This window comes from Gammaproteobacteria bacterium, assembly GCA_041395445.1.
Lineage (GTDB): Bacteria > Pseudomonadota > Gammaproteobacteria > Xanthomonadales > Marinicellaceae > NORP309.
Map to the genome: position 1 here is coordinate 141703 of JAWLAO010000004.1, position 21748 is coordinate 163450.

24 protein-coding genes are annotated in these 21748 nt (G+C 37.7%); 14 read left to right on the forward strand and 10 right to left on the reverse strand.

Annotated features, from left to right (window positions below):
* Position 1 precedes the first annotated feature (1 nt).
* Complete coding sequence (locus R3F25_08640) at positions 2 to 1516, reverse strand: AAA family ATPase (GenBank protein MEZ5496885.1); 1515 nt, start codon at positions 1514 to 1516, stop codon at positions 2 to 4.
* Between the two features lie 251 nt (positions 1517 to 1767).
* Between R3F25_08640 and R3F25_08645 the strand changes: the two genes are divergently transcribed.
* A complete protein-coding gene (locus tag R3F25_08645) occupies positions 1768 to 4452 on the forward strand; it encodes a lamin tail domain-containing protein (GenBank protein ID MEZ5496886.1) in 2685 nt (894 codons plus the stop codon).
* Position 4453: 1 nt separating this feature from the next.
* On the opposite strand, the gene nhaC is transcribed toward R3F25_08645, so the two are convergent.
* The 5 genes from nhaC to R3F25_08670 form a co-directional block, all read right to left on the reverse strand.
* On the reverse strand, positions 4454 to 5926 hold the full coding sequence (gene nhaC, locus R3F25_08650; GenBank protein MEZ5496887.1) for a Na+/H+ antiporter NhaC: 1473 nt from the start codon (positions 5924 to 5926) through the stop codon (positions 4454 to 4456).
* A 167-nt stretch (positions 5927 to 6093) separates the two neighbouring features.
* Positions 6094 to 6819, reverse strand: a complete 726-nt coding sequence (locus R3F25_08655) for a thiol:disulfide interchange protein DsbA/DsbL (protein MEZ5496888.1) — start codon at positions 6817 to 6819, stop codon at positions 6094 to 6096.
* Positions 6820 to 6835: 16 nt separating this feature from the next.
* Positions 6836 to 7489 carry a thiol:disulfide interchange protein DsbA/DsbL gene (locus R3F25_08660; protein ID MEZ5496889.1) on the reverse strand — a complete coding sequence of 218 codons (654 nt, stop codon included), beginning with the start codon at positions 7487 to 7489 and terminating at the stop codon, positions 6836 to 6838.
* A 65-nt stretch (positions 7490 to 7554) separates the two neighbouring features.
* On the reverse strand, positions 7555 to 8166 hold the full coding sequence (locus tag R3F25_08665; protein MEZ5496890.1) for a c-type cytochrome: 612 nt from the start codon (positions 8164 to 8166) through the stop codon (positions 7555 to 7557).
* A 133-nt stretch (positions 8167 to 8299) separates the two neighbouring features.
* Entirely contained in the window at positions 8300 to 8542 is a 243-nt protein-coding gene (locus R3F25_08670) for a hypothetical protein (GenBank protein MEZ5496891.1), read from the reverse strand.
* Positions 8543 to 8664: 122 nt separating this feature from the next.
* Between R3F25_08670 and glyA the strand changes: the two genes are divergently transcribed.
* Complete coding sequence (gene glyA, locus R3F25_08675) at positions 8665 to 9918, forward strand: serine hydroxymethyltransferase (GenBank protein ID MEZ5496892.1); 1254 nt, start codon at positions 8665 to 8667, stop codon at positions 9916 to 9918.
* Between the two features lie 2 nt (positions 9919 to 9920).
* Positions 9921 to 10361, forward strand: coding sequence for a transcription antitermination factor NusB (nusB, locus tag R3F25_08680; GenBank protein ID MEZ5496893.1), 441 nt, complete (start codon positions 9921 to 9923; stop codon positions 10359 to 10361).
* Here nusB and R3F25_08685 read toward each other — a convergent pair.
* Together R3F25_08685 and R3F25_08690 are read right to left on the reverse strand one after the other, a co-directional pair.
* On the reverse strand, positions 10358 to 11638 hold the full coding sequence (locus tag R3F25_08685; GenBank protein ID MEZ5496894.1) for an ATP-binding protein: 1281 nt from the start codon (positions 11636 to 11638) through the stop codon (positions 10358 to 10360). The two genes, nusB and R3F25_08685, sit on opposite strands and share 4 nt — an antisense overlap.
* A 9-nt stretch (positions 11639 to 11647) precedes the next feature.
* On the reverse strand, positions 11648 to 12352 hold the full coding sequence (locus R3F25_08690; protein ID MEZ5496895.1) for a response regulator: 705 nt from the start codon (positions 12350 to 12352) through the stop codon (positions 11648 to 11650).
* 145 nt (positions 12353 to 12497) lie between these two features.
* Here R3F25_08690 and R3F25_08695 point away from each other — a divergent pair, with 145 nt between their 5' ends.
* The 3 genes from R3F25_08695 (at position 12498) to R3F25_08705 (ending at position 14040) form a co-directional block, all read left to right on the forward strand.
* Positions 12498 to 13040, forward strand: coding sequence for a hypothetical protein (locus R3F25_08695; protein MEZ5496896.1), 543 nt, complete (start codon positions 12498 to 12500; stop codon positions 13038 to 13040).
* Positions 13041 to 13051: 11 nt separating this feature from the next.
* A complete protein-coding gene (locus tag R3F25_08700) occupies positions 13052 to 13495 on the forward strand; it encodes a Spy/CpxP family protein refolding chaperone (protein MEZ5496897.1) in 444 nt (147 codons plus the stop codon).
* A gap of 134 nt (positions 13496 to 13629) precedes the next feature.
* Entirely contained in the window at positions 13630 to 14040 is a 411-nt protein-coding gene (locus R3F25_08705; protein MEZ5496898.1) for a secondary thiamine-phosphate synthase enzyme YjbQ, read from the forward strand.
* On the opposite strand, the gene R3F25_08710 is transcribed toward R3F25_08705, so the two are convergent.
* Positions 14034 to 14951: a peptidylprolyl isomerase gene (locus tag R3F25_08710; protein ID MEZ5496899.1), complete on the reverse strand. Its 918-nt coding sequence runs from the start codon at positions 14949 to 14951 to the stop codon at positions 14034 to 14036. The two genes, R3F25_08705 and R3F25_08710, sit on opposite strands and share 7 nt — an antisense overlap.
* A 40-nt stretch (positions 14952 to 14991) precedes the next feature.
* A complete protein-coding gene (locus R3F25_08715) occupies positions 14992 to 15804 on the reverse strand; it encodes a crotonase/enoyl-CoA hydratase family protein (protein ID MEZ5496900.1) in 813 nt (270 codons plus the stop codon).
* A 122-nt stretch (positions 15805 to 15926) separates the two neighbouring features.
* Between R3F25_08715 and R3F25_08720 the strand changes: the two genes are divergently transcribed.
* From R3F25_08720 to R3F25_08755, 8 genes are all read left to right on the forward strand, one after another.
* Positions 15927 to 16187 (forward strand): CopG family transcriptional regulator, encoded by a 261-nt coding sequence (locus tag R3F25_08720; GenBank protein MEZ5496901.1) that lies wholly within the window; start codon positions 15927 to 15929, stop codon positions 16185 to 16187.
* The gene (locus R3F25_08725) at positions 16187 to 16579 is read left to right on the forward strand and encodes a type II toxin-antitoxin system VapC family toxin (GenBank protein ID MEZ5496902.1); all 393 of its coding nucleotides are present in this window, start codon (positions 16187 to 16189) and stop codon (positions 16577 to 16579) included. The genes R3F25_08720 and R3F25_08725 overlap by 1 nt, the downstream gene beginning before the upstream one ends.
* Before the next feature lie 100 nt (positions 16580 to 16679).
* Positions 16680 to 17654 carry a hypothetical protein gene (locus R3F25_08730; protein MEZ5496903.1) on the forward strand — a complete coding sequence of 325 codons (975 nt, stop codon included), beginning with the start codon at positions 16680 to 16682 and terminating at the stop codon, positions 17652 to 17654.
* A gap of 82 nt (positions 17655 to 17736) precedes the next feature.
* Positions 17737 to 17973, forward strand: a complete 237-nt coding sequence (locus tag R3F25_08735; protein ID MEZ5496904.1) for a DUF2007 domain-containing protein — start codon at positions 17737 to 17739, stop codon at positions 17971 to 17973.
* Positions 17970 to 18581, forward strand: a complete 612-nt coding sequence (locus tag R3F25_08740) for a fumarylacetoacetate hydrolase family protein (GenBank protein ID MEZ5496905.1) — start codon at positions 17970 to 17972, stop codon at positions 18579 to 18581. Before R3F25_08735 ends, R3F25_08740 begins: the two co-directional genes overlap by 4 nt.
* A gap of 26 nt (positions 18582 to 18607) precedes the next feature.
* Positions 18608 to 19159, forward strand: coding sequence for a hypothetical protein (locus R3F25_08745; protein MEZ5496906.1), 552 nt, complete (start codon positions 18608 to 18610; stop codon positions 19157 to 19159).
* A gap of 9 nt (positions 19160 to 19168) precedes the next feature.
* Positions 19169 to 20578: an MBOAT family protein gene (locus R3F25_08750; GenBank protein ID MEZ5496907.1), complete on the forward strand. Its 1410-nt coding sequence runs from the start codon at positions 19169 to 19171 to the stop codon at positions 20576 to 20578.
* Between the two features lies 1 nt (position 20579).
* Positions 20580 to 21716, forward strand: coding sequence for a hypothetical protein (locus R3F25_08755; protein MEZ5496908.1), 1137 nt, complete (start codon positions 20580 to 20582; stop codon positions 21714 to 21716).
* The last annotated feature ends 32 nt before the right edge of the window (positions 21717 to 21748 follow it).

Here is a 21748-nt window from a genome sequence, read left to right on the forward strand (position 1 = left end):
TTTATTTTAAAGTTGGTCCGTTATAAGCACTTAGGCTCAACGCCATTTGAGTTTCAGAGCCGATTATACCATCATCGAGCAAACCATTAGAACGTTGAAAATCAATAATCCAGTCATTCAGTTGCATATCATCTATTTTCTGAGTCGAAATGGAATTTGCCATTTCCAGACTCCAGCGATTTAATTCTTTCGCGTCAGGATTATCGAGCAACTGAGCCGGCATCGGCCAGAGAATGAAATAAGTTCCCAACCATTCGTCGCGTAACCAGTTTTCACTCAGAAAAATAAGATTGTTATCTTTGTCTTTTAAGCCAATTTGACTTGATTTTATTTTTTCCAATAAAATCAGTTTGTCATTAACTAACAGCACAACAGGGCGATTCAGTTTTTTAATCTGTTGTAAATTACCTTGGCGTCTCATACATGCGAGACCTGAATCTTTGCTTTCCGGGCACGTTGTTTTTGACCAGATTTTGTTTGAAGAGGAATCCCAAAGTTTGAGATAGCTTTCCCAAACCATTGCATTGGATGAGTATTCAAAAGTGCTATTGGTCGAAATGTTGTTTTCTGCCATTTCAGTCACTAAAGGTTGTGTGTGATTTCTATATCCAAACCAATAAATCAACCCGGCTAAAATCATCAATAAAACTAAGCTCAACAGATAGTAGGATGTATTATTCCTATTTTGGTGAGTCGGATTAGATTCGGGCAGAACTTCATTAGCGGCAGTATTTACATGTTTCTTTGTTATATTTTCAGAGTTTTCAGAATAAGCAGCCAACAAACTTCTGTCTGTCAAAATATTAATCAACCGGGGAACGCCACCCGTCAATTGATATATTTTTCGGGCTACGGGTTTGGAAATGATATTAAAATCGCCTCCTGCCTTATTGATTCTGTGTGACAAATACTTTTGTGTTTCTTCAGCGGATAAAGGCATTAAATGGTATCGGGCTGTAACCCTTTGAGCCAGTTGCCGCAAATCATTGCGTCTCATCGTTGTTCGCAACTCCGGCTGTCCGATGAGAATGATTTGGAGTAATTTTTGTTTGTCGGTTTCTAAGTTTGTTAATAATCGGAGTTGTTCTAAAGTATCACGAGGTAAATTCTGCGCCTCATCAATCACAACAACCGTGTTTTCGCCTTTTGCCCACGAGTTCAATAAAAAATCATTCAGCTTATCCACCATTCGGTTCAACTTTCCTTTTATACCTCTCAGCGAAATCTTTAATTCTTTGCAAATATTTTCCAGTAACTCAATCGGCGTGATGCATGGATTCAAAATTAAAGCGATGTGAGTATTTTCAGGAATTTGTTCTAAAAGCAAACGACAAATCGTTGTTTTTCCGGTTCCGACTTCGCCTGTGAGTTGCACAAAACCGGCACCTCCTCCTCTGGTAATTCCATAAACCAAATGTGCCAAAGACTCCTGATGTTTTTCACTGAGAAAAACAAACTTAGGATCTGGCGTTATTGAAAATGGAGGTTCGTCAAAACCGAAAGAATCGAGATACATAGGTGTTGTTTTTTTATAGCCTTTGACATTTGTACAATTGAAAGTTCAATTATAAAACAGAACGCCACGGAATCTCAGCATATTCATGAATATGTTTATGGGATAGCTAATGTAATGTAAAAAGTTTCAAAATGATGAATTTTTATGATTTTCTCACTCACTCTTTAGAAATTAAACCTTATGCTTTATGAATTATTCGTTTTTTACCTTAAAATGTTGGGATTCTCCGAAAAAGCAAAGGTATTCAAACAATGTTCAACAAACACGTTTATCTATTATTGGTTGTATTTTTTACAACTGAGGTTTTATCTATCAACCACCCTGTATCTCCGAAAGGAGTATTGCCGGATGTTGTAATTAACGAATTTCAAGCTGACCCTGCAGCTGGTTTAGCGGGAGATGCCAACGGCGATGGTGTTAGAGATGGTTCTGATGATGAATTTGTTGAAATTTATAATAATTCAATTGATCCATTGGATATTTCCGGTTGGACATTAAGTGATAGCTCGCAAGTAAGATACACTTTTCCTGCTAATACCATTGTTTCAGGTGAGTGTTCTATAGTGGTTTTCGGAGGTGGGAGTCCTACTGGCTTATTTGGCGGTTCAACTGTACAAACCGCATCAAATGGTCTAGCTTTAAATAATGATGGAGATACTATTACTTTAAAAAATGATAGCGATGTAATTATAGCATCAGAGATTTATGGTGATTTTGGAGAAGAAGATCAATCATTCACTAGAGACCCAGACATTACGGGAAGTTTTGTTCTTCACAGCACTACAACAAGCGGCAGCTTATTTTCACCGGGTACAAAACATGATGGTAGTTTTTTTAATGGTTGTGTCACCGGAGATATTCCTCCGCAGGTTAGTTCAACTGTTCCAGCGGAAAGTGCTTCTCAGGTATCAACAAGCACTACAATTACCGTCAATTTTAGTGAAGAGGTCGTAGCAACAGCATCGGCGGCTACAATTGATTGCGGAACAGGTAATTTGAGCTATAGCGGTTTGCCTTTGACTTCTGATGTTATTACACTGACGCCGGACTCTGCATTGCCTGACAACTCCTTTTGTACCGTGACATTGATTGCCTCTGAGATTACTGATACTGATGGTGGAGATGACCAACTGGATGGAAATGGTGATATCATTGGTGGTGACAATTATAGTTGGTCATTTGCCACAGGAACACCGAATCTGGAGATTTGGGAAATTCAGGGAGACTCAATAACATCAGCCTATGATGGTTTCACTGTCAGTTCAAATGGCAATATTGTAACGGCTCTTGATACCAATGGTTTTTTCATGCAGACACCGGATGCCCGTGATGATGGAGACAGCAATACATCCAACGGTATATTTGTTTATACTGGAACAAACCCAGACCCTCAAACTATATATTCGATAGGAGATTTGGTTGATGTGTCCGGGGGAATTGTCGAATATTTTGATTTTACCGAATTCTCTGGTGGTGTATCAGTGATTATACAATCCAGTGGAAACTCACTTCCAACAGCTGTGTTGTTGAATGATAGCTTCCCACCAAACAATCCTGAAGATGCTGTATGTTCAACCGACCAAACCACACATAAATACGAATGTCTGGAAGGCATGCACTTTGATATGCCTCAGGGATTTATCAGTTCCGGATTTGCCGGATTCTTCTTTCCAAATGATGATGATGTTTTTGTCAGAGCCGGAAGTGCCCGTGCATTCAGGGAACCGGGTATAGATTACCCGGGAATTCATGAATTGCCACTTTTTGATGGGAACCCGGAAATTCTGGAGATGGATATAGATGGTTTAACATTACCGCTAGCAAAATACACCGGCGGCACAGAAGTTTCTATTAAAGGTGTTTTTGGCTATGATTTTGGAGAATATGAAATCTGGCCTTCTGAAATCAATATCATCAATGAAAACGTGACGCCGGCACCTGTGAGAGGACACAGCAATATAGAAGCAACGGTGGCTTCTGCCAATTTATACAGATTTTTTAACGATGTTGATGATCCGGGCATTGAAGATGACGATACAATTTTAGATACACCAACATATCAGCTCAAACTTGATAAGTTATCAAAATATTTTATCAATGACCTTAAGTCCCCTTTAATCATTGCTATGCAAGAAGTCGAAAATATTAATGTTTTGAATGATTTATCAGCTCGAATCACTCTAAATGGCGGACCAACATATACAACTGTTTTAGTTGAAGGAAATGATCGTGGTGGCATTGATGTCGGCTTTATGTATCAGGCGAGTATCGTAACAGTCAATGGAGTGACACAATTAGGAGCATCTGAAACACAGAGTTCAAACGGAGCATTATTGCATGATCGTCCACCTTTGCACATGGATTCAACCATTACATTGGGGGCAGATTCAATGGACTTGCACCTGCTGGTTGTCCACATGCGTTCCCGTGGTGGAATTGAAGGGACTGAAAGCACCCGTGTCCGTGAAAAGAGATTCGAGCAAGCGAACTCGGTTGCCAATATGATTGATTCGATTCAAACAAATAATCCGGGAGAAGCCGTTGTTACATTAGGTGACTTCAATGCCTTCCAGTTTACTGACGGTTATGTCGATATGATTGGACAAATCACCGGAACAGCTGATGAACTCGATAATGAGTGGTGGTCAGCTCCATTGTTTGCATCCAGTCCTTTAACTAATGCCGTTCAAACACTGGTATCGTCTCAGCAGTATTCTTATATCTTCGCAGGAAGTGCTCAAGTTCTGGATCATGCTTTGCTGAATGATACTGCATTGTCTTATTTCAATGAAATGAGATATGCAAGAGGACAGTCAGACGTCAACCTCAGTTATGAAAGCGATTCGACAACTTCGCTGAGGGTTTCCGACCATGATGGTTTTGTGCTATTTTTAGCACTTCCAAGTGATTTAATCTTCTACAACGGATTTGAATGATTTAGCTTTTTATCAACTGGCGAATTTTAATTCTGAATGCTGCGAATATTAGCGTCATAATTGGACTGAGCCAGTTGAAAATCGCATAAGCAAAATATTCACCAACACCAACTCCAAGGGTGCTTGATTGGTAAGCTCCGCAAGTATTCCAGGGAACCAATGCGGAAGTGACTGTTCCACTGTCCTCCAGTGTCCGGCTGAGATTCTCAGGTGCCAAGTTTCTGTCTTTATAAGCTTTTTCATACATTTTGCCGGGAATCACAATCGCAAGATACTGGTCTGATGCCAAGATATTCAAGCCCATACAACTGGCAACCGTGCTGGAAAAAAGCCCGAATACCGATTTCGCCATTTTTAGCAAAAATTCTGTGATTCGCTCCAATGCACCGATTCCATCCATGATACCTCCGAATACCATTGCAGAAATAATCAATAAAATGGTCCATAACATTCCAAGCATGCCTTTTGCATTGAATAATTCACTCAAAATTTTGTTATCAGTTTCAATAGATGTTTCTATAAAAATAGACTGTGTGATAGTTGATAATTGTGAGTCGGGAAGTGATTTGAGCAAATCTGATTGAAATATTAAAGCAAAAACTGCAGCTGCAATCACACCTATAAATAATGAAATAAACGGTTTGACTTTAAAAACAATCAATACAACCACAACAGCCGGAACAATAAACAGCAATGGAGTGATATGAAATAAGTTTTCGATATCGTGAAGTAAATAATTAATATCGGCATTACCGTTAGTGTTCACATTCATACCGATAATCGTGAAAGCAACAATTGTAATAAGTATGGTTGGTATTGTTGTATAAGTCATATAACGAATATGGGTAAACAAATCGGTTCCTGCCATTGCCGGAGCCAGGTTGGTTGTATCGCTGAGTGGTGACATTTTATCACCAAAATAAGCTCCCGAAATAACGGCACCGGCAACCATCCCTGTTGGAACTCCCAGAGCGGTGCCAATTCCTATGAGAGCAATACCAACGGTCGCTGAGGTAGTCCAGGAGCTTCCTGTAGCTATTGAAATAATGATGGAAATTACAACCGATGCCGGCAGAAAGACCTCCGGGTTTAAAACTTTTAATCCATAATAAACCATTGCCGGAATAATTCCGCTGAATAACCATGTTCCGGATAATGCACCAACCATTATTAAAATGACTATCGGTATAAACACAGTGCGAAGATTTTCCCACACCTCTTTGAGCATCAAGTTAAAACCAACCTTATTGAAGAAACCAACAACTGCTGCAATCAATCCACTGATTAGTAAAATGTACTGATTGGTATAAGCTCCCAGCAACTCCTGATCCTCAACAAAAAAGATATTGTATGCAAGCATTGATATGAGTGCGACAACGGGAATCAAGGCCTCAAACAAACTGAGTTCCGTATTAATAATAACTGTTTCTTTATCGGCTTTAATTTCAGAGATGTTTTTATTATCAGAAGTCATAATACAGATTGAGAGCAAAAAAATATATCTTAAACTCTGTTAAGACAACAAGTCAAATGCATTTTCCCAATTACTCAGAATCGAACAAAGGTCTTCTTTTATATTATTGAAAACGAAAAAACCCGTGGGGTCACACGGGTTTTCATGGTTTAGAAATATTTTGAATGTTATTTAATCAATCCCATTTCGGTAGCTTCTTTTGCAATCAGGTAATTAATGACCCCAATTGTATGCTTTTGATCTTTGGAGTTATTCTGAACTTTGTATTTACCATTCACAACAACTGATGGAGTTCCGGTAATTTGCATGCGAAAGCCCATGTTATCGGCTTTTCTTAATTTGGAATCCAGAATAAAAGAGTCTGCTGTACTTAAAAATTCATCTTTATTTATACCAGTGTTTTCAGCATACCATTCAGCAAGTTGCTCAATACTGGTAAAGTTTTTATGATTTTCATGAATCTCAGAGAATAATTTATTATGAACTTGCTCAGCCACGCCCATTGATTCAGCTGTCAAAAAACCTTGTTGATAAACAGCCCAGCTTGGATGAAAATTAAGAGGAACCCTGACCAATTTTGCAACATTAGGTTTTTTCTTTAACCATTCTTCCATCGTTGGTTCGAAATGAAAACAATGCGGACAAGTATAACCAAAGAATTCGTAAATAATTACTTGACTGGCATTCTCGGTATCATACGGAGCTTCAAGAGTTACATAGTCAGTTCCTTCAGTATATCTTGGCTGTTGCGGCTTTTGGATTTCAGGTTCCGGTTTTTTTGTGCTCTCCTTTACCATTTGTAACTCTTTATCAAGTTCCGAAACTTGTTCTTGCTCCTCAGAGCAAGAGACAACAAATAATAAAACCGCTAAAATTAAAAGTATTTTTTTCATAAATCGAATGATTTCCTTATTGTGTGTTAAGGCTCATTTCTGCGACTTCTTTGTCAGCTAAGAATGTTGCTAACTCAAATAGTGCATTGTAACTTCCCAATGCTTTAACATTAGGCTTATATTTACCATTGATAACCAAAGTCGGAGTTGATGTTACTTGCATTCTTTGAAACATATTGGTCGATTGACGCACTTTTGAATCAATCATAAAAGATTTTGCAGTTGATAAAAATGCTTCCTTATCAACATTAAAGTTTTCGGCATACCAATCCGCGACTTGTTCCAGTGTTGAAAATCTTTTGCGCTCTTTATGAAGTGCATCGAACATTGCCTGATGAGTTTGCTCGAGTATTCCCATTGACTCAGCTGTGTAATAAGCTTTTGCATACACATCCCAACCCGGTTGGAAGACAACTGGAACTCTAACCAGAGTTACATTTTCAGGTAGCTTTTCATGCCATGGTTTCATATAAGTTTGAAAATTAGCACAATGTGGACACATATAACCAAAAAACTCATACACAACAACTTGTTTATCGTTCCCGGTTTCATAAGCCGGACTCAATTCGGTGTAATGCAACCCACTACTAAAAGCAGATTGAGTATTTTGAGATTCTTGAGCGCTAATAGAAAAAACCGCCAGAAAAAGCAAAACAAATGCAAATTTCATACTTAAACTCCTTGAATTAATTTATGAGTGGACTTGGACTGTAATCCAACCATGAAGTTCAAATTCTATTTTGAAGATAAACCTTGCATATAGCTGGCAACGGCTTTAATTTCATCGTCGCTCAGATATTTCGCAACACTTGCCATGATATTTCCATTCACATCATCAGCATTTTTTACAGTCTCTCCTGCTCGGAAATCTTTCAGGCGTTGTTCATTATAAGCAGCATGTTGTCCGGCAACAATCGGATATCCTGACAATGGATTTCCCTCACCTGCAACTCCATGGCATGACATACAAGCCGGAATATTTAATTCGGACTTTCCACCCTGGAAAATAGATTGACCCAAAGCTACCAGTTCAGGTTCAGCAGCTTTCTTTGCTGCTTTTTGTGCATTAAAGTAAGCAGCCAAATCTTTCATGTCTTCTTCATTCAAAGCAGCAACCATTCCTGCCATAACTGTGGCTTTTCTTTCGCCACTTTTGAACAGAGACAGTTGTCTGGAAATATAGTTTTCATGCTGGCCAGCAATAGTTGGCCAAACCGGATTCACACTATTTCCGTCTGCACCATGACAGGATGCACACATTGCAGACTTCGCTTTCCCTGATTCCACATCTCCGGCAAAAGACAAAGATGCAAATACTAAAGACATAAAAATAAAAACTTTTTTCATAATTGATTCCGCTTTTTCAATATTTAAAATCAACGCCTATTATAAATCGAAAACGTACCAAGCTGAAAGTGATAATAAGGAATTTGTCAGTTAATAATAATCAATGATGAATTATGGGCGGAAAACGCTTTAATTACCCGAAGTTGTTGAATTTTCTTCTGAGTTGCTCCATTGCCATCCGCTTACTCAGTGATGATAAAAACTGAGCATCTTTTAAATGCTTTGCGCAAAACCACCCCAAACCTTTTGGATGTCCAGCCATACCATTACCAAGTGTTTGGTAGTCGCTGAAATAAACCAATCCTCCGGCCGCTGGATTTTTTTCCAGCTCATGTCGGAAATCCAGATGACACACTTCACAGATTGGTGGTTTCATTTGAATCGTAAATAAAATCAATTTATTCCAATTATTATCATTAAATTGTGATATTCAAATGTTTTCACAAATTTTACAATGTAAAATATCGCTCTTTAGCCGGTAAATGATTGAATACAGCCATGTTTAGCAAAAAAGATACGATTGCAAAAACCGATTCTGAACTTTGGGATGCCATTGTTGCGGAAAATCAACGTCAGGAACACCATATCGAATTGATTGCCTCCGAGAATTACACTTCTCCTGCCGTGATGGAAGCACAAGGTTGTCAGATGACCAATAAATACGCTGAGGGTTATCCCGGCAAACGCTATTATGGTGGTTGTGAATATGTTGACATTGCAGAGCAACTGGCAATCTCAAGAGTAAAGGAATTATTTCAAGCTGATTATGCCAACGTACAGCCACATTCCGGTTCTCAAGCTAACCAGGCAGTTTATTTTGCACTTTTGCAACCGGGTGACACGATTTTAGGTATGAGTCTTGATCATGGCGGGCATTTAACTCATGGTTCCAAAGTCAATCTTTCCGGTAAAATATTTAACGCCGTTCAATACGGTATTGATGCTGACGGTAATATTGATTTTGAAAATGTTCGCGATATGGCATTACAACATAAACCGAAGCTAATTATTGGTGGTTTTTCAGCTTATTCCAAAAAAATTGACTGGCAAAAATTCAGAGAGATTGCTGACGAAGTCGGTGCTTATTTCATGGTGGATATGGCTCATATTGCCGGTCTTGTAGCCGCAGGAGTGTATCCAAGCCCAGTCAATATCGCTGATGTTACCACATCAACTACGCATAAAACTCTGCGTGGTCCTCGTGGTGGAATTATTCTTGCAAAATCCAATCTCGAAATTGAGAAAAAACTTAACTCTATCGTTTTCCCGGGAATTCAGGGCGGGCCTTTAATGCATATCATTGCTGCGAAAGCTGTCGCTTTCAATGAAGCCTTGCAACCGGAATTTAAGTCCTACCAGCAAAAAGTTGTAGAGAATGCTGATATTATGGCAAAAACCCTAATTCAACGTGGTTACGACATTGTTTCAGGAGGAACTGAAAACCATTTGTTCCTACTTGATTTAATCAGTAAAAACATCACAGGAAAACATGCAGAAGCTCGTTTAGGTGAGGCTCATATCACAGTTAACAAAAATTCTGTTCCAAATGATCCGAAATCACCATTTGTCACTTCGGGTTTGCGTTTGGGTTCACCTGCCGGAACAACTCGAGGATTTGGCAAAGAAGAATTTATCCAAATTTCCAACTGGATAGCTGATATCTTGGATGATATTGACAATGATGATGTGATTAATAATGTAAAAACTCAAGTGGTTAAACTTTGCAACCAATTCCCCGTTTACAAGGATTGAAAATGAAACAAAAAAAAATACCTGAACACTTAGCAGCCAAACGAAGAGCCAGAAAACGATTGGTTCAGGCACTTTATCAATGGCAATTGAACGAATCACCAGTTTCTACAATTATCACTCAGTTTTTGACTGAGCAAGACATGGCGAAAGTCGATCAGGCTTTTTTCCAAAAATCCTTGCACAACATCATTGAAAATATCGACTCCTACGAAAAAGAAGTTTCTCCCCTCGTTGAAAGATCATCTTACGATGTTGGAGAAGTTGAAAAGTCAATACTGTTGCTTGCCGTATTTGAATTGAAAAATCATATCGAAACTCCTTATAAAGTGATATTAAACGAAGCCATCGAACTGGCAAAACAGTATGGAGGCGAAGGCTCTCATACCTTCATCAATGGCATTTTACATAAAGTTTCAAAGCAGTTAAGACCACTCGAACATTAACATTTAATCACTATCTCAATCTGCAATCCGCCGTTGATGTAGTTACTTGCAGAAACTCGGGCGTTGTTTTGTTGGGCTAGTTTTTTGACGATTGAAAGACCCAATCCCGAGCCGTATTCGTTCTCGTTGGATTGTGCCATAACAAACGGTTCAAATATTTTCTCAAAGTCTTTTTCTGCAATGCCTTTTCCGTGGTCATAAATCATTATTTTTACTAAATCACTTTCTTTTTCCAGTGTGATTTTTACCGGCGGTTTTCCGTATTTGAAAGCATTTTCATAAATATTTGTTAACATCCTTTTAATACTGATTGGTTTGAGTTTTAAATGGCATTTGCTCATATCAGTTTTAAAATCAATCTGTTTTCCTTGTTGTAGATATGGCTCCATGCTTTGTTGAATGATTGTTATTAAATCGGTGTTTTCGAACTTTTCTTCGCTACCAAGTTTAACAAAAGCAATAAAATCGTTGATGATTTGGTTCATTTCATCAATTTCATTATTCATGTTTTCGCGCATTTCATCATCTGACATGAATTCTGTTTGCAATCTCATTCTTGCAAGCGGTGTGCGTAAGTCATGTGAAACACCAGCTAACAGAATTTCTTTTTCTTGATTCAGTTTTTGAATTTGTATGGCAGAATTTTTTACCAGCTCTGTCAAATTTTGAACTTCGAGTGTTCCTTTAACAGGTAAGTTTTTATCAGAATTTTCACCTTGAACGATTGATTTTGCCATTGATGCAAGCTGTTTGAATGGTTTCAACATATAACGGCTGAAAAAAAAGGAAGCCAATAGAGTCAGTAAAAATAAGGTGATAGCCAGACCCAAAAACAAAGCTGAAATATTGTCGATGTAAGAGTAAAAAGCGAAGCCCAACCAATACTCTTTTGTCCATGTGGGTTGCAACCATAAACGAGGGGGTTCACCATCGGCTTGCAGAAATGCTGTACGGATGTTTTGTTTGTCAAGTTGATTTTTTAGCTCTTGATAAAATTGAATCTGTGGAAAATGATCTGATGGAGATCTCGTTTTAATGAGTACTTCTCCATTTGTATAAATCTCATTGAGTTTAATTTTACTTTGATCAAAATTTTTCTCGTTTAGGAGATGCTTAATTATCAGCATTTGATTATTGATTTGTTGCGCCATTTGTTTGGCAGCCGGTGAAAAAGTTGATGTGCGAAAAACAAACAACACGATTGTAAAATTAATCAGTAACAACACACCAAACATAATTGTCATCTGTGAGTATGTTGAATTGAAAAACTTTTTCATGACAATGCCTTAAATATCACTCACAAATACATAACCAACACCCCAGACTGTTTTAATCAGTTCCGGTTTTGCAGGGTTTTCTTCTACCAGTTTCCGCAAACGGGAAACCAACACATCAATACTCCGATCATAAATTTCAAATTCTTTGGAATGAAGAATTTGCATGATTTTGTCTCTGGATAGAGGGATATTGACATTCTCAACTAAGGCTTTGAGCAAATCGTATTCGCTGGAAGTCAAAGCAGTTATTTGTCCTTTTTCGGACTTTAAATGTCTCTTAACTGTATCAAAATCAAACCTTCCAACACGATAGATAGTCTCAGTTGAAGAAATAGTATCAGCTTGTGGGCGTCTGGTTATCGCTTTAATACGGGCAACAAGCTCTCTGGGATTAAAAGGTTTGGAGAGATAATCATCCATGCCCATTTCCAGACCGATGATTTTGTCAATGTCCTCTCCTTGAGCGGATAACATGATAATGGGAATATTGTTTCCTGAGTGTCTCAGTCGTTTACAAAAATCCAGACCGTTTTCGCCGGGCATCATTAAATCTAAAATAATCGCATCAAATTGATCTTTAATCCTTGCTTGATCCGCTTCTGTGGTGTTTGCGGCATCAGAAACAAAGAAACCTTGCTCCAACAGATATTTTTTCAGCAAAGAACGTAGTTTCAAGTCATCATCAACAATCAATATGTTCAGAATTTTACTCATTAAATAATTCACCTCAGAGTTTCACATTTTATCAGACTTTTGGGATTAAGGTTGATTATTACATTTTGTTACACTTTGCTCATATTGGTGTTACATCATGATTTCATAATGCACCTACGTTTAACAAAACTTACGGAGCAAAATTATGATTCATTTAGACAGAAAAACAATTACAGCCTTATTTTTAGGAGCCACATTAATGATTATGAATCCTGTTCATGCAGGAGGAAGAGTCAAAGCAAGTGTCAAAACTGAAAATGCAGACGGCGGTGTAACAACAGCCCGAGGCGCTGCAGCTAAAGGACAGAATGGCGGAGGATTTGCCAGAGCCAGAGGAACGACCACAAACGGACAAGGGCAAGCAACTGGCGGTGGCGCAACTGCTGTAAAAGGTCCAAATGGAGGTGCTGGTTTCAGGGCTGGTTCATACACAGCTGATAGTTCAGGAAATGTAAATTACCAAGGTGGAGCTGCTGCTACAGGTGCCAATGGTTCAGCTTCAACATCCGGAGGGTTCAGTCGATCAGCCGGTGGTGGAGTGATTGGTGCGCGTTCTACGACGGCAACAGCTAATAACGGGAACTCTTATCAAGGTGATACGACTTATGATTCGAATTCAGGGGTCAATCACAATCATGCTTGCTATGACGCCAATGGCAATGAAATCAAATGCCCAAGCAAATATTAAGGAGAAATCACATGAAAATATTTAAAACAATAGTTCTCCTAACTTGCTTCATTGCTTTGACAACGACCACAGCATTTGCCAATAAAACCATGATTGGTAACGCAATGGGGATTATGCAGCAGATTGCTGATTTAGCTGATGAGTTTAATTTGACAGATCAGCAACGGAGTGACATCCGAGGAGTCGTTTTCTCCTATGCACCCGTATTGGCATATAAAGCGAATGAAATGCTGAATAACAGACAATTATTGATTGAAAATAACCTTGGCGAAGATCAGGTTGATGAAACTTTTTTGCAGGAAATAGCTGATAGACAGGGTGAACTTCTTTCTCAGATAATTGTTGCCAAAGAACACATGAAGAAAGAAATTCGTAATGTATTGACGAGCGATCAAAAGGACTTTGTGGATGAATTATTTATGGTACTCATTCAGTTTCGACTGGCTCAGGGCTGATAGAGCTTAACCCGTATCTCGACCGAAAGTTGCCCTCTCTTTTCTTTCGGTTGAGATATTTTTTTTAAAAATGCAGTTGTTTCAAAGTCCAAAAAAAACTATAGTGAAATCTCTTGATAGAATAATCGCAAACCATGAAACAGTTCCCAATTGTTATCAACACGCCCGGAAGAGGTTATTATCTGATTACTGATGAAATTGAGCAGGCAATTGCTCATGAGATTAAAGGAACCAATGCGGGTCTAGTTCACGTTTTCTTGCAACATTCCAGTGCCGGCTTGACCATCAATGAGAATGCTGATCCAACCGTACGGGAAGATTTTAAGAGTTTTGAAGAAAAGCTCGTTCCTCGTAACTTTCCTTTCAGACATTGCTATGAAGGCGACGATGACATGCCGGCTCATATCAAGTCTTCGTTATTCGGGTGCCAGTTGACTGTTCCCGTTACCAATGGACGTTTGGCATTGGGAACATGGCAGGGAATCTATCTTTGTGAGCATCGCGATTCTCCTCACCGAAGAAAACTGCTAATAACGGTTTATTGATTAATTTTTAATCGCGAAGGAACAGGCACACTACAAGCATCAATATAATTTTTTGCATCCACAAACCACTCACCTTTACGATTTTTACGAGATTGAATCAAATCTCTAAAAGATTGTGATGCTGTATCCATAATTTGTAACTGAAGTTGTTCAGATTCTTCTAAATCACTTCCTACCTGAATGCTGATAATTTTATTTTCGTTGGTGACATCAACAGAACCATTTAAACCGGAGCTGCGTTTGAGAGCCTGCAAATGCTCCATTCCGGCAACCACACGACCGAACACAGTCGTATTTTTATCCAGATATCGTAGGGCATTTCCTATAACTGCATAGAGTTCTGTGCCGCCACTATTCACATCGTTCGCCCGACCCATGGCAAATGCTCTATAACAATGCAACAACCAATTGTCTTTTTTATCAGCAGAGCGACCGACTGCAAAACCGTTATAAAAACCGGTTTCATCAGCATAGCCATCAAACTCTTCAATTGCTGTGATATTGAATGGTTTTTCAGTTTTTATACTAAATTCAGCGTCGATACTTAGATTTCCATTTTTAGGTTTTGTCAGTTTTTCAGGGTTCATCGGGCCGCCTTGTGCAACAAAACCATCAATCACCCGATAAAAACTGGTATTGTCGAATATACCCTCTCTTGCTAATGCCTTGGTATTTTGAACATGATTTGGAGCATAGTCTTTTGCCAATTCGACAACCACCATTCCGCTTTCGAGTTTGATATAAAGACTGTTTTCCTGATCTAAATCTCGCCAATCACTCTGTGGTGCTTTTTCCACAATTTCATAAGGGGTTTTGTGATCACTTAGGTTTGATGAGTTCTTAACTGAATTTTTCTGAGCGCATGAGGATAAAACCAATAAGCTCAAAATGATGATAGTTTTGTTTTGCATCTATTTCTCTCAATAATTAACGTCATTGAATTTTGAAAATTCACCACTTCTTACGTCTGAGGAATGGTTTGTGTTCATCTGGTTCATGAGTTTGGTTGTATGCTTTGATACGACTGTTTTTCCCCAAAAGAATACGAATTTGATAAAACGATTCACGGAATAACGCCCAGCCCTTACGACCTTTCCAACTTTTATTGTACAATTTTTTGACAGCTGAAACCGTGTCAGGCGATTGTTCAATTAATTCTTCAGCTAACTGCATCGCCGCCTCTTTGGGAGTTTCAGACAAATGCGTAACTAATCCAAAATCTTTTGCCTGTTTTCCATCAATGATTTTTGCAGTCCATGTGAGTTCTTTAGCAACATCCAAACGACAATGGGTTCGCAGGGCAAGCAAACCGCCCATATCAGGAATCAAGCCCCAACGACCCTCCATAATCGACAAAGAAGCATTAGGTGTGGCAATGCGAATATCCGCACCCAGAGCAATATGCAAGCCACCACCCCAACAACGACCATGAATCACAGTAATGACGGGAACACCAATTTTTTGCCATCCGGTCGAAACAAATTGAGCCAGATTGGATGAAAAGGGATTCCATTTTTTTAATAATTTCAGCGGCGCTGATTTGGATTTCATAATTGATTTTACATCCAAACCGGAACAAAAATCCTCACCCTCACCGGAAACAATCACCGCTCTAATGTCACGATTTTTTCTGAGTTTTTTAATTGTGTCAGCAATCGCTTTAAACATCTCCATATCCAAAGCATTGCGTTTATGCGGACGAGCCAAACTGACAAAAGCAATCTGGTTTTCAATTTTTAACTCAACTCGTGAAGACTCGCTCATGATTTTTCAATACTATTTAAACCAACATACTTTAGCGGATGTTGAGGGATGTGTCTATTGAAACAAGATTGATATTCAACTTGTTCATAAGAAACTTTACAGCAATAATAAAAACACATATAATGACACATATAATTTATAAAAAAGTCAATATGGGACAAGTTACAATATATCTCGAAGATGAAATAGAAAAAAAAATGGTTGAGGCGGCTCAATCAGCCAATCTTTCCAAAAGCAAATGGATTGCGAAACTAATACAGGAAAAGGTCAATTCCGAATGGCCTTTATCAGTTCAGGAAGCCGCCGGTAGCTGGGATGTCTTCCCAAGTGCTGAAGAATTGCGTAACAATCAGGGCAAAGATACAAAACGGGAAGAGCTATAATGTATCTTCTGGATACAAACATTCTAATTTATTTTTTCAAAGGAGCCGGAAAAGTCGCCTCTAAACTTCTCTCTGTTTCACCCAAAGAAATTTCAATATCTTCAATCACACTGTTTGAAATTGAGTTAGGTATTGCTAAATCCAACTCTCCTGAAAAGCGAATGAAACAATTACAAGACCTTTGTTCAGTCATTGAGGTCATTCCATTTGCCGAAAAAGAGTCCAAAGTGTCTGCAACACTCAGAGCAACTTTGGAAAACAAAGGCACACCTGTTGGACCCTATGATAATCTCATTGCCGGAACAGCTTTAGCAAATAATAAAACCCTGATTACTAATAATGTAAAAGAGTTTTCGAGAATTGAAGATTTAAAACTGGAAAATTGGTATTAGGTTTAATAAGGAACATAAAGATTAATGGAAAAGTCACAAAGTTACACAGAGATTTGTATTGGGGTAATAAAACTCGTAAATTGTTGAACAATCGCCACTAATGGAAAAATATCTAAAAAAGATAAAACACATCATTCCAGCTTACATTGCTGTGACTTTTATAACAACATCGGTTGTTTTATTATTTAGATGGTTTTTCACAATACGAAATGATTTCTTACATATCAACGAGGAAGTTTTTTTCTTTTATATTCCTCTAATTTTGCCGCTTATTGTGAGTTTTATATGGTTAAGTCGTAAGTTTAGAATACTACGTTTTGTAAATTACCATAAATCTGTCATGATTTATGAAATGATTGTGTATGCAGCATTTTTTGGAACTTTAATGTCATCAAACTATTATCTCAATTTCGTAACTAGTGAAATAACAGAAGTAACCTCTATAAATAATTTGCATAAAAACAACTCAAGATATCTAGCAATTTCAGATATTGACCTGGAATTCGATATGCCAAGTATCCATATAAAAATCAGCACATCTGGTGGAGGATTTAGATTCAATCGGAGGAGAGATCTAACCTTCACTGCATATATTGTAATACCCTTTAAAGTTGAAAACTTTAAAGACATAGCTTATTGGGATGAGTCGGAAAACTATTATAAATTTTGGTATGGGATCAAATTCTATAAAACTATTGAAAAAAGTCTTCCTGAAAGAGAGAAAGAAAAATTATATGAAGAATTTCTAAAGCAAGTTGAATCTAATTATTCTGACTATGATTTAGATAAGCCTGAGTACTTTGAAGTATTGTCATCATCTGAAGACTTAGATGGGTATACCAAAGCAATAAGCGAATCGTACTTAGAATCTTACAAAAACCCTGTTGTGATTGTTCCTTTGGATCAAAATCCTAAAAATAATGAAAGTTTCTATTTGCTTTGGATTTTTATATCATTTGGGGGAGGATTATTATTGTTATCTTTTGCTCTTATTTTTCCAAAAGTTAACAATAACCCCTTACCCCACTATCCAAATATATTTGAGATCATTGGTGCTATTAGAAAGAAAAAATAAAACAATCAAAATGTTTCGCGACTTTCCATTCATAATCCATTAAGTTAAAATTAAATATTGAAGTTTTTAACAAATGAAGACCATGAAAAAAATCTACGAAGCGAGTAATTCTATTGAAGCCAAACTTTTGCTTGATTTGTTTGAACAAGCCGGATTGAATGTTCGTGTTGATGGTGAATATTTGCAAGGGGCAATGGGTGGTTTGCCTGCGAGTGGTTTATTGACGATTAGAGTAGCTGAAGAAGACTTTGCGGATGCTGAAGAGATTTTACGTCAATGGGATTCGGGTGAGTTTGTCACTTCTGAGGATGAAGAATGAAAACGATTCAATTTAACAATAAAGCAATCACACCTTCCAAAGTCGTTTGTATCGGCAGAAATTATGTTGAGCATATCAAAGAACTGGATAACGAAACACCAAGCGAACCTGTGGTTTTCTGCAAACCGAATTCGGCAATCTCTGATGAAATAAATTTAGATGAAAATGATGAAATCCATTATGAGGGAGAGATTTGTTTTGTTGTCATGAATAATCAACTGGCAGGTGTTGGTTTTGGGCTGGATTTAACCAAAAGGGAGGTTCAGTCTAAACTTAAATCTAAAGGTTTGCCATGGGAACGGGCTAAGGCTTTTGATGGTTCTGCGGTTTTGTCAGATTTTGTCGAGTTTGATGGAAACACACAGAATATCCACATGCAATTATTGATTGATGGTGAACTCAAGCAATATGGCGGTTATGATTTGATGCTTTATAAACCCCAGCAAATTCTTGAAGAAATCAGCCGCTTTATGACTTTGGAAGATGGCGATGTTATTATGACTGGAACACCCAAAGGAGTTGGAAAAATTCAAAGAAACACTCAATTCACAGGAAGAATTTTTCAAGGAGAAACTCTTCTCGTTGAAAACAATTGTCCAGTTAAATAGACAATTGATAGTCTCAGAAGTGTTGTATGCATTATAATCTGCCGATGCGATTGATTTTCATCATAACTTTACTTTTATTCTCTGCAAATGGTCTGTCCCAGGACAAAAAATTTGATGAACGTTGGTATTTCAATGTCAATGCAGGTGCAGTTGTTCCTGACGATTCCTTGCAATTGAATGATGCCAAAATATTTGATTTTCGAGTCGGTAAAGCAATGAGTGAAGTGTGGAGTTATGAAATTGTCGGCTTTGCTGATGAATACGATTTCGATATCGACTATGGCTTAAAACACACGGGTGTCGGCATCAATTTTCTCGACATCAACCAAGACCCGCTGTGGAAGCCTTATTTTTTAATGGGCGTTGGGTTGATTCGCCATGAAACGCAAGACGAATCCGGAACCAATCTTTATTTCAATGTAGGCATTGGCGGTAGTTGGTATTTCTTTGGTGACAATGTCAGGCTGCGTGCCGAAGCGGTTTCCAGATTGGATTTGAATGATACCAAATTGCCGGGACAAGATGGGTTCGGTGATGGTGTTTTTACCGTTGGATTAACTATTCCTTTAGGGAACTAATCAATAGCTGTGTTATTTAATAGCATACATTTCTTTATCTTTCTGCCGATTGTTCTGCTCGGAGCAGCAATACTCAGAAAGTATTCAAAAAAAGCAGAAGTTTTATTTTTAATCATTGCCAGTGCTTATTTCTACGGGCAATGGAGCTGGAATTACATTATCCTTATCTATATCACTATCGTTACGGATTATATTTTAGGTCTTAAATGCTATAGTTCCGACAAACCACAAAAATTTCTCTTGCTTAGCCTCATTGTCAACCTTGGTATTTTGGGTTTCTTCAAATATGCCAATTTTCTGATAAATACAGGTAACAACATTAGTACAGGGCTTGGATTTGATTACCAAATGCAATTCTTCGAGTTTTTACTTCCGGTTGGAATTTCTTTTTATACTTTTCAGAGCCTCAGTTACACCATTGATATTTATCGAAAGGAATTGCAACCAAGAAAAAGTATTTTTGATTATGCTTTGTTTATTTCCTTTTTCCCACAGCTGGTTGCCGGACCGATTGTTCGTGCTTCAGAGTTCTTTGAGCAATTAGACAAGAAAAGACACTTCAGTTTTGATATGGCTCAATCCGGGGTTATGTTGATTTTACTTGGTTTGGTTAAAAAGATTGTTTTTGCGGATAATCTAGCAACGATTGTTGATCCTGTTTTTGATAATCCGGAAAGCGCGAATGGTTTAATGACGTTAATAGCGGTTTATGCGTTTGCATTCCAAATCTATTTTGATTTCTCCGGTTATACAGACATTGCCATTGGAGTCGCTAAGTTGCTTGGATTTAGTTTTCCAAGAAACTTTAATCATCCTTACATTGCATTGTCGATCCAGGATTTTTGGCGACGTTGGCACATGACTTTGTCTCGCTGGCTGAGAGATTATCTCTACATTAGTCTTGGCGGCAACCGAAAAGGCTCTTACAAAACCATGAGAAATTTATTTCTGACAATGTTTTTAGGTGGGTTATGGCATGGTGCTTCATGGAATTTTGCACTCTGGGGTGTCTTGCATGGAGTCTATCTTGCAATTGAACGAATTATAGACAAATATAAATTGTTCAAATGGAATTTACAGAACAAATTCATTCGACTTTTTAAATGGCTTGTCGTTTTCCATCTGGTTTGCTTTGCCTGGATATTCTTCCGTGCTGTAGAATTTTCAGACAGCCGTCAAATTATTGAAAATATCATCACGATGAAAGGACAATTTGCCATTCCTGATGTGTTTTGGATTTCATCTGCTCTTGTTGTTTTGTTTCCGCTTTGGCACTGGATTTCAGCAAAAATTGATTTGACAGGTCGAAGTGGAACCATGCAAACAAAAGAGTATGTGTTTTGGCAAACGGCTTTGACACTCACCCTGATTTTTTTCTATCCACAACAAACAGGCTCATTCATGTACTTCCAGTTTTAATATGATTCAGTTTTTTTTACATAGAAAGTTTTGGCTACCGATTGTTTTGATTATTGGAATTGCTGTTGTACTTGAGTTATTGTTAAGGCTTGGTATTTACGATGATTTTATCAAGCCCAGATCATATTTAGGAAATGCTGTCTACAGAGAGAAAGCATTACAAGATTTTGGTTTGGAGAATGTCCATTGGATAACCATCGGTGATTCTCGATTGGACTGGGGAATTGAACACGAAAAGATTCTTAAGCTTCAAAAAGACAAGGGAATTAATCACTTGAGGATGTCTTTTGAGAGTTCGAATTTTTTAGCGTTACAATCAACTGTAGAATGGTCTATGGCAAATATGCCGAACTTGGAAGGTATTTTTCTTGGTGTTGGAGAAAATAATTTTGGTCACTATGATGATGTTTCCAAACAATATAACGTGGCGTGGCCTTTCAGAAATTTCATCAACTATGATGATTTTAAATATTTTCATCCGAACTTTTGGAAATTTAGCTATCTTTCCAGATTTGCTCTTTATGTCTATTTTTTTGATATCAAAGAACTTTTTCAAAAAAGTATGGTTCGGTTCAAGCAAATTAGTCACTATCAATCAAAAGAGCATTCAGATATTTTCTCTTTCAAAAGAGATTTACCAAATGATGTTTGTGAATTTGAACTCGATAGTATTCAACAGTGTGTCAAAACAGCAAACCGACATATTGACCAAGTCAATAATAAGGGAGCATTTAATTTTATACAATTAGTCTGCGGTAATGATTATAGTCAACGCCGAGCACAAAATAACACTCCATTCCATAAAAAAACAGCTGATGAACAATTGCAAATATCGAATAACTGGAAAAAACTTTTTGACAAAATTTTTAGTAATGGAAAAAAACTGAAAGTTGTTTTATTACCGGAACATCAAATGTTCAACTATGCTGTAAAACCAACAAACTCTGTCGAAACCATGAACATGGTGTTAGATAGTTATAGGAGTAAATCAGATTTTGAATTGATCGATTTTAGAAATCTATTTGCAGAAGATTCGTCTCACAAAGAGTGCGAGTATTTTTCAGATCCTCTTCACCTCAATAATTTAGGCATGAGTACACTTACTCAAGCAATTCTTGAAAAACTGAGTGAAAAGTAAAAATGAAAAGGCCTGGATAAGACCTTTTCAAC